We start from the raw sequence: 8097 nt of genomic DNA, 5'->3' as shown, positions 1-8097 counted from the left end.
CGGCGCGCCCCCGGCTCGCCGGCCGGGGGCGGCGGGGGGGCGCGCACCCCCCCCCCCCCCCCCCCCCCCCCCCCCCACGACGGGGGTGTCAGTGCATGTTCTCCGAGCCCACTGCGTCCGCCAAAGTGGCGAATCCGTGTTGCTCGAGTCTGGATGCCAAACCACGGTGAATGTTTCTGATCCACAGCGGTCCGCCGTAGATGAACCCGGTGTATCCCTGCACAAGGGACGCACCGGCAACGATGCGCTCCCAGGCCTGCTCTTCCGTTTCGATTCCTCCCACCGAGATCAGCGTCAGCTGCGTCCCGACCCGGCGATAGAGCCGCCGGATGACGTCGAGCGAGCGGGCCTGCACGGGAGCACCGGACAGCCCGCCTGCACCGATGGCCGCCACCGTCTCGGCGTCGGTGCGGAGCCCCTCGCGAGAAACAGTCGTGTTGGTCGCGACGATGCCGTCGAGTCCGAGTTCGACAGCCAGATCGGCGACGGCGTCGATGTCCTCGTCCGACAGATCCGGCGCTATTTTCACCAACACCGGTACCGACACCACCGACTGCACGGCTACCAGGATCGGTCGCAGCGACTCGACGGCCTGCAGATCCCGTAGTCCCGGTGTGTTGGGGGAGCTGACGTTGACGACGACGAAATCTGCCAGAGGCCCCAGCAAACGCGCGCTGGTCGTGTAATCGGCAGCGGCGTCCGCCGGCTCGACGACCTTCGTCTTGCCGATGTTCGCACCGATAGGGATTCGGGTTCTGCGCGAGCGCAGTTTCGCGGCCGCGTACTCCGCACCGTGGTTGTTGAAACCCATGCGATTGATGATCGCGCGGTCGAGCGGCAGCCGGAACAATCGCGGCGTTGGATTCCCGGGTTGACCCTGCGCGGTCACGGTGCCGATCTCGGCGAAACCGAAACCGATCGGTGCCCACGCGTCGATACCCTCGGCGTTCTTGTCGAACCCGGCCGCAAGCCCGAGGGGTGCCGGGAATTCGATGCCGAATGCCGTCGAACGTAGCCGTGGATCGTCGACGACGAACAGTGCACTCGCCAGCTTCCGAAGCGGAGGAAACGCCGCAACAGCTCTGAGAACACGGAACGCGAGGTGATGAATCCTCTCCGGTGATACGAGAAACATCAGGCGCAACAGGACGCGGTACAGGCGGTCTCCCACGGTCTTCTTTCCGGTCGGTACTTCAGGATCGTTGTTCGGAGTCGATCGATGCCGACGTCGAGCGGTTCAGATTCCCGGCTCCGGCACATGATGTGCGGTCTTCTTGCGCTTGAGCAACACGCGACGACTTCCGTCGGTGTACAGACGTACCCGAGACAGCTCCCAGCCGCCGAATTCGGCCTGGATCGCCAGCCGCATCGATGCGGTCACGCGAGTGACGTCCGGCGGCAACCGGAGAGGGACGTACTCCCAGTCGTCGGACGGGGACACTTCCCAACCGACGGGCATCTTCGCTCTGCCCGGCATCGAATTCTCGTGTGCGTTCACGTGCCACCACCATTCTCGAGGGTCGTTCCTGCGGGCACCGTTGCCTGCCGATTCAGCAGGTCAGCGGCCCGCTGCGGGGATGCGCTGCAACCCGTCCCCGGTTGCCGATCCCACGTACAGATCGCCGGTATCCGCGTCGACGGCAACCGAGTTCGGCTGCCGCACAGTGGGTAACCGTTGCTCCTCGACCGGAATTCCGGTGTCGAGTGTGTACCCGACCACCTCGTTGCGAGCAGGCAAGGTGACCCATGCAATACCGGATTGTTCATCGTAGGCGATCGCCCAGGGCGCGGACCCGACCGGAAACCGCTGTCGCATCAGCAGATCGTGCGAGGTGAAGACCAGCAGCTCCGTACCGGTCGAGTCGGTGACCAGAAGTCGTCCGTACTCGTCGCTGGTCATCTCGGCGGCCCCTTCGCCCGCTCGCAGGGCCACACCGAGGGTGTCGTCGTCGAGGTTCAGATCGGTGATCGAGGTCTGGCGGCGATCGAGTACCGAGACACCGTCCGGTGTACTGGCCAACGCGTCGGCCGAGGTCACGCCCGGTCCGGAGACGGTGCTCGTCACCTGTCCGGCGGCGTCGAGAATGCGGATACGTCCGGTGGCGTCACCCACCGCCGTGGTGCCGTCGGGTAGATCGGCCGCCGACAGAGTCCGGCCGTCGACGGGGGTATCGGTGCGCTGAGCATCTGCCACGGTAATTCGCGACAGGACGCCGTCCATCGGAACCAGCACACTCGAGTCACGTCCGGCGACCAGTTCTGCGGCCGACCCGCCCAGATCCACCTTGCGGGGCTCGCCCGATGCCTCTCCGTCCACCAGACTCACGGTGGTCGAGGCGTCGGTCAGGGCAACCAGCGTGCGGGTTGCAGAATCGAAGGTCAGCGCGTCCACCGGAGCGAAGGCACGGACGATTCCGGCCGGAGCCAGGGCAGTCGCGGGAGATTGGGCCGGAGGCCGTGGGTCGACGGAGATCTCGTCGACGTTGTCGTCCTCGCTCGAGCAGCCACCGAGACCGACGAGTGTGACGACGGCAAGCGCGGACGCCACTGCCGTCCTGGCCGTACGTGACGACGGTGTTCGCATGGAACCGAACCTACTTCCTGTGGTGACTGGCCCCGGCAGGGCGCTGCCACATCTGTACCAGCGCACTTCCGCCTCGGCGAAATCGGCGGCTGCCGAATCGGTGCCGTTCAGCAGCGGTGCGGAGACGGTAGCGTGTTCGATCGGTACTGAATTCATGGACGAGCACGACTTGGGAGCGGATGTGGGATCCGAAGGAACGCACTTCTTGGTCGAGGAAGTGAATGCGGGTACGCACGCCAACGGCTTCGGCAGAACAGACGACGGTCGCGCATTCGCATTCAGAGTGCAGCGCAGCAGGCTCTACGTGAAGATCTATCGGGCCGATGTCGTGTCGGCCGTGCCGGATCGAACCGAAGTGGACGCTGTCGCCGAACACTCGGTCACCGAGATCGATCTGACCGACGAACGGAGCATCATCGGGGTGGTTCGTGACGCAGTCGCTCATGCTCAGCAGCTGTCGGATGTGTCACTGCGGGACACAGCAGTTCGGGCCTTCTTCGCCCGCGTCAACTCGGCGATCGAGGGTTTCTGAACCGCTTCGGGATCACCAGTTGCTCACCGGTGGCGGGGTGGTCGAAGACATCGACCGGGTGCCCGTAGATCCGGCCGAGCCGCTCTGCGGTGAGTACCTCCCGGGGCGGTCCCGTAGCCACCGAGGTGCCCGCGTCGAGAATCGCGACGCGATCGGCGTAGGCCGCAGCCAGACCCAGATCGTGCAGTACGACAACCACGGCCCGACCGGACGCGGCCAATGAACGCACCACGGCCATCACCGACTCCTGGTGTCCCACATCGAGCGCCGCGGTGGGTTCGTCGAGCATGATCGTGGCGGTTCCTTGTGCCATGACACGTGCCAACGCCACTCGGGACTGCTCGCCGCCGGACAGGGACGCGAACGGTCGCGCGGCGAATTCGGATACGTCGCAGGCAGCCATGGCGGCGGCCACCTGCGCGTCGTCCTCGCGTGCCGCCGACGTGCCGGTCCACGGTGCGCGGCCCATCCGCACGATCTGTTCGGCGGTGAATGCGAATCCGATCGCGTGCTGTTGCGGGAGCACGGCGCGTCGTCGCGCGAGGTCGACCGGTCGGAAGCGAGAGAGTCGTTCCTCGCCCAGCAGTACCGAACCGGAACTGGGCTCGGTGTCTCCGGACAGGACCGACAGCAATGTGGACTTGCCCGCGCCGTTCGGGCCCACGAGAGCCAGAATCTCTCCGACGACGACCTCGAGATTCACGTCGTTCAGTACTGCCCGGTCACCGCGGTGTGCGCCGACTCCTACGGCGACCAGGGTGCGCGAACCCGGTGTCGGGTCGGCAGGAATGTCGGAACGGTGCCCGCCGAATCTCCCGATCATGCCCAGCCGCCCTGACGAGCGCGGGTGCGACGCAGGAGCCAGAAGAAGAACGGTGCACCCGCCAACGAGGTCACCATTCCGAGCGGAAGGTCGACGTTCGCCACGAGCGTCCGCGTGACGAGATCGGCACCGAGGAGGACCACGCCCCCTGCGAGTGCACTGGCGGGGATGAGTACCCGGTGCGCCGGACCGAGCACCATGCGCATGGCGTGGGGCACCACCAGACCCACGAACAGGATGATTCCGGTGAACGCCACGCCGGACGCGACGAGCAATGCGACGACCACGATGGCGAACTGTCGTAGGCGCTCGACATTCACGCCGAGATGGCGCGCCACGTTCTCACCGAGTGCAAGCAGGTCGAGCCGGCCGGCGATCATCGACGACGCGCCGATCCCGATCAGCGCCAGCGGACCGACCACCGCCACCGACTGCCACGTGGCACCGGCAAGAGAACCCAACTGCCAGAAGACGATCTGGTCGCGAGCGGCCGGGCTGGCAACGAACGTGAAGAACGCGATGACGCCCCCGGCGAAGGCATTGATCGCGACTCCGGTGAGAATGAGGGTCACCACCTCCGTTCGGCCGGCATTGCGAGCCAGAAAGTACACCGCGATCGTGGTGACGAGTCCGCCCACGAAGGCTGCGAGCGCCACGGTCCAGACCCCGGCGAAGCTGCCGCCCAGGACGAAGACCGAGCTCGCACCGACAGCCGCGCCGGACGACACGCCGACGACACCGGGTTCGGCAAGCGGGTTGGCGAACACACCCTGGAGCAATGCACCCGCGCATCCCAGACAGGCGCCGACGAGCATCGCGAGGGTCAGACGAGGAAATCGGACCTGCCAGAGAGTCACCTCGCCGCTGGGGTGAGCGGGCATCGGGCCGATGTCGAGGCCCACCCGATGCGTCAGACTTCCCAACACTTCCGCCGGAGTCGTCGGTACCTGCCCGACGACAGCCGACACCAGTGCCAGGACAACCAGAGCGACCGCCAGCACGACGAACGTCGAGACCACTCGCGTCGTACCCGACCGCGAAGGTGCAGAGAACACGTCGCTCACGATGCAGGTTCGTAGACAGCCTTCGACAAGGCAGCCAGCACCTTTCCGGTGTTCGGACCGAAACTGAGAATCGTGCCGTCGTCCATGTCGACCACCCGACGCTGCTGGCCGGCGGGCGTCTGCGCGATACCGGGTATCTGCTCGAGCCCGTCGATTCCGCCGATCGATTGCAGCCCCTTGGTCATCATGAGAATGACGTCGGGTGCCGCAGCGATGAGCGCCTCACTGGTCACCGGGACGAACTGTTCGGTCAGACCCGATTCGACCCCCGCGTCCCGAGCACCGATCGCCTCGATCAGAGCGTCCGCTCCGGAACCCGGTCCGGCGAGCATCTTGATCGCCGGACCACGCATGTACAGAAACGCAACCTTCAGCGGTTCGTCGGATCGGGGCGCGTTCTGTGTCGCCGCGGCAATCTCTTCGGTTGCCCGTTGCGCCAGTGCGGAACCGGCGTCGGGAACCCCGAGAGCCGCCGCAACGGCGCCGATCTGTCCTGCTACCCCGGCCAGAGTTCGAGCGGGGTCGAAGTAGACGACCGGAATTCCTGCAGCCCGAATCTGATCCTGGACAGCGCGCGGGCCGATAGTGGTATCGGTCAGAACGACCGTCGGCGACAGCGAGAGAATGCCTTCGGCACTGAGCGAGTGGCCGGTAGGGGTGACGTCGGGTACGTCTGCTGCCGCGGGAAACGACGCGGAGGTGTCGCGGCCGACGAGATTGCCGCCGAGTCCGAGCGCGAACACCGTCTCGGCGAGGGTGCCGTACTGGTCGGCCGCCACGATCCTGCTGTTGTCGGAAATCGTGACGGGCACGCCGTCGAAACCGGTGACGGTGACCGGTAGTGCGGCGGCCGGATCGACCGCGATGGGCGTCGGATCAGGGTCGTCGACGACGGCGGTGCGGGGGCCGATCGTGCCGGAGTCCGGTGCTGCGGAGGTGTTCACCGAACACGACACCAGCAGTCCGGCCGTCAGCAGCGCGGCGGCGAGGCGTTTGACGATCACGACCATAGGTTAGCCTGCCCGACCTTCGGTTGACCTCACCCAGGCCGAGCAGCACCTGCGATCAACCGCTGACGTCGTCCAGGGCCGACGTGATCGCCGCCGGCAGTTCGAGCTCCTCGGCCATCAGGGCGCCCATCAACTGGGCCAGATCGCGGGCACCGACGATCGCACTGCTCACCCCCGGACGATCACGGGCCCACGCAAGAGCGACGACCAGGGGAGAGGTGGCAAGGCCATCGGCGGCCGTGACCGCCGCATCGACGACACCTACTGCCGAGTCGGTCAAATACGCATTCACCGCGTCGGCGTGCAACTCGTCGGCCCCGCGCGAATCGGCCGGAATCCCGTTGCGGTACTTACCCGTCAGGACACCACCCGCCAGGGGAACCGCCGCGAGGATGCCGATGCCGTGGTGCAGGGCGGCGGGAACCAGTTCGTCCTCGATCCCGCGGGCCAACAGTGAGTACTCTGCCTGCGTCGACACGATCCGTCCGACACCGGCCGCACCGGCAGCCGTGGCCAATTGCCAGCCCAGATACCCGCGGGCACCGGTGTAGCGAACCCGTCCACTCGAGACGGCATAGTCGAGTGTCGCCGCCACCTCGTCGACCGGGGTCATCGGATCCCACGTGGCCACCTGCCACAGGTCGAGATAATCGGTACCGAGCTCACGCAGCGTTGCGTCCAGCTGACCGAGCAGCCCACGCCTCGAGCAATCGACGTGATACCGGCCGTACCGCGAACCGACCCCCGCGGCACTACTGATCACCAAGTCCTGCCGAGGAACCACATCGTCGAGCAGTTCCGCGAGTACTCGCTGAGCTCGACCGTCGCCGTACGCCGGAGACGTATCGACCAGGGTGCCGCCCGCCTCGGCGAACGCCGACAACTGCGCCGCAGCGTCGTCGCCATCGGTCCCGCTGCCCCACCCGAGAGTGCCGAGGCCGAGCCTCGACACCCGAAGTCCGCTGGTGCCGACCGATCTCTGCTTCATATGTGCCGAATGTCCTTTTGCCTGTGATCGTCGGGTTCGTACTGGCCTGCCGCCAGTGCACAGTAGTGCGCCGCGCCGCTCGGTGTGAAAGTGCCGCGCCGCTTCGCTGTGCTCGGTGTGAAAGTGCCGCGCCGGGTACGGTCGTCCCCGTGAATCGCGAATCCAGGGGGCGGGCACTCGCCCACGCGCCGGCAACAATCGAATCGTCCGCTTCGACGCTGGGACGGGGTGCCGCATGATCGATATGACGTGGCTGCAGGCGATCATCCTCGGCGCTGTCCAGGGACTGACGGAGTTCCTCCCCATTTCCTCTTCCGGGCATCTGCGAATCGTGTCCGGGGTGTTCTGGAACGAGGACGCCGGTGCGTCGTTCACCGCGGTGACGCAGCTGGGTACCGAAGCGGCTGTTTTGCTCTTCTTCTGGCGTGACATCGTCAGAATCATCAAGGCCTGGTTCGTCGGATTGCGCAGGAAAGAAGAACGGGGTCTCGATTACCGCATGGGGTGGTACGTGATCATCGCCACCATCCCGATCGGCATTCTGGGTCTGTTGTTCAAGGATCAGATCCGCACCGGTGCGCGCAATCTGTATCTCATCGCGTTCATGCTTATCGCTTTCGCCGTGGTCATCGCCGTCGCGGAGAAGCTGGGCCGTAAGGAACGGCCGATCGAGAAACTCACCACCAGGGACGGCATCGTCATGGGCCTCGCTCAATGCCTGGCGCTGATTCCCGGAGTGTCCCGCTCCGGAGCCACCACCAGCGCTGGCCTGTTTCTCGGACTCGAACGCGAAGCTGCAGTGCGCTTTTCGTTCCTGCTCGCCATCCCGGCCGTCACGGCGTCCGGTTTGTTCTCGCTGCCCGACGCCTTCGAGCCGGTCGGCTCCGGCCTCGCCGCATCGGGACCACAGCTGCTGGTGGCCACGATCATCGCGTTCGGCCTCGGTTATGCCTCGATCGCCTGGTTGCTCAAGTTCGTCGCGAATCATTCGCTGTACTGGTTCGTCGGCTACCGCATCGTGCTCGGTGTGGTTGTTCTGGGTCTACTGGCCGGCGGGGTTGTCTCGGCTACGTGAACCGTTCCTCGTTAGGCTCGG

The 8097-nt window shown here is 66.0% G+C and carries 9 protein-coding genes; 2 read left to right on the top strand and 7 right to left on the bottom strand.

Going from position 1 to position 8097, the window contains the following annotated elements; all coding sequences use genetic code 11:
- Positions 1-88: 88 nt before the first annotated feature.
- The 3 genes from QM588_RS11090 to QM588_RS11080 all read right to left on the bottom strand — a co-directional run bounded on the left by QM588_RS11090 (position 89) and on the right by QM588_RS11080 (position 2740).
- Entirely contained in the window at positions 89-1159 is a 1071-nt protein-coding gene (locus QM588_RS11090) for a quinone-dependent dihydroorotate dehydrogenase (RefSeq protein WP_283313541.1), read from the bottom strand.
- A gap of 78 nt (positions 1160-1237) precedes the next feature.
- The gene (locus QM588_RS11085; protein ID WP_027497059.1) at positions 1238-1477 is read right to left on the bottom strand and encodes a DUF5703 family protein; all 240 of its coding nucleotides are present in this window, start codon (positions 1475-1477) and stop codon (positions 1238-1240) included.
- A gap of 81 nt (positions 1478-1558) precedes the next feature.
- Positions 1559-2740: a YncE family protein gene (locus tag QM588_RS11080; protein WP_283313264.1), complete on the bottom strand. Its 1182-nt coding sequence runs from the start codon at positions 2738-2740 to the stop codon at positions 1559-1561.
- Here QM588_RS11080 and QM588_RS11075 point away from each other — a divergent pair.
- Entirely contained in the window at positions 2739-3116 is a 378-nt protein-coding gene (locus QM588_RS11075) for a hypothetical protein (RefSeq protein WP_283313263.1), read from the top strand. The genes QM588_RS11080 and QM588_RS11075 overlap by 2 nt on opposite strands.
- Here QM588_RS11075 and QM588_RS11070 read toward each other — a convergent pair.
- Genes QM588_RS11070 through QM588_RS11055 form a run of 4 tightly spaced genes read right to left on the bottom strand, consistent with a single transcriptional unit; the run spans position 3091 to position 7001 of the window.
- A complete protein-coding gene (locus QM588_RS11070) occupies positions 3091-3939 on the bottom strand; it encodes a heme ABC transporter ATP-binding protein (protein ID WP_283313262.1) in 849 nt (282 codons plus the stop codon). The two genes, QM588_RS11075 and QM588_RS11070, sit on opposite strands and share 26 nt — an antisense overlap.
- Positions 3936-4994 (bottom strand): FecCD family ABC transporter permease, encoded by a 1059-nt coding sequence (locus QM588_RS11065; protein WP_442972896.1) that lies wholly within the window; start codon positions 4992-4994, stop codon positions 3936-3938. Before QM588_RS11065 ends, QM588_RS11070 begins: the two co-directional genes overlap by 4 nt.
- Before the next feature lie 5 nt (positions 4995-4999).
- Positions 5000-6013 carry a heme/hemin ABC transporter substrate-binding protein gene (locus QM588_RS11060; protein WP_283313260.1) on the bottom strand — a complete coding sequence of 338 codons (1014 nt, stop codon included), beginning with the start codon at positions 6011-6013 and terminating at the stop codon, positions 5000-5002.
- A 55-nt stretch (positions 6014-6068) separates the two neighbouring features.
- The gene (locus tag QM588_RS11055; RefSeq protein WP_283313259.1) at positions 6069-7001 is read right to left on the bottom strand and encodes an aldo/keto reductase; all 933 of its coding nucleotides are present in this window, start codon (positions 6999-7001) and stop codon (positions 6069-6071) included.
- Between the two features lie 244 nt (positions 7002-7245).
- Between QM588_RS11055 and QM588_RS11050 the strand changes: the two genes are divergently transcribed.
- Positions 7246-8076: an undecaprenyl-diphosphate phosphatase gene (locus tag QM588_RS11050; RefSeq protein WP_370878785.1), complete on the top strand. Its 831-nt coding sequence runs from the start codon at positions 7246-7248 to the stop codon at positions 8074-8076.
- Positions 8077-8097 lie beyond the last annotated feature (21 nt).

The organism is Rhodococcus sp. IEGM 1354 (assembly GCF_030056855.1).
Taxonomy (GTDB): domain Bacteria; phylum Actinomycetota; class Actinomycetes; order Mycobacteriales; family Mycobacteriaceae; genus Rhodococcoides.
The sequence above is the reverse complement of the archived record's forward strand: the minus strand, read 5'-3'. Positions and strand labels throughout refer to the sequence as shown.

Bases quoted from the DNA above. Each gene is read 5' to 3' on its own strand.
- QM588_RS11060 (WP_283313260.1), bottom strand. From the start codon at position 6,013: ATGGTCGTGATCGTCAAACGCCTCGCCGCCGCGCTGCTGACGGCCGGA.
- QM588_RS11050 (WP_370878785.1), top strand. From the start codon at position 7,246: ATGACGTGGCTGCAGGCGATCATCCTCGGCGCTGTCCAGGGACTGACG.
- QM588_RS11080 (WP_283313264.1), bottom strand. From the start codon at position 2,740: ATGAATTCAGTACCGATCGAACACGCTACCGTCTCCGCACCGCTGCTG.
- QM588_RS11085 (WP_027497059.1), bottom strand. From the start codon at position 1,477: ATGCCGGGCAGAGCGAAGATGCCCGTCGGTTGGGAAGTGTCCCCGTCC.
- QM588_RS11055 (WP_283313259.1), bottom strand. From the start codon at position 7,001: ATGAAGCAGAGATCGGTCGGCACCAGCGGACTTCGGGTGTCGAGGCTC.
- QM588_RS11070 (WP_283313262.1), bottom strand. From the start codon at position 3,939: ATGATCGGGAGATTCGGCGGGCACCGTTCCGACATTCCTGCCGACCCG.
- QM588_RS11075 (WP_283313263.1), top strand. From the start codon at position 2,739: ATGGACGAGCACGACTTGGGAGCGGATGTGGGATCCGAAGGAACGCAC.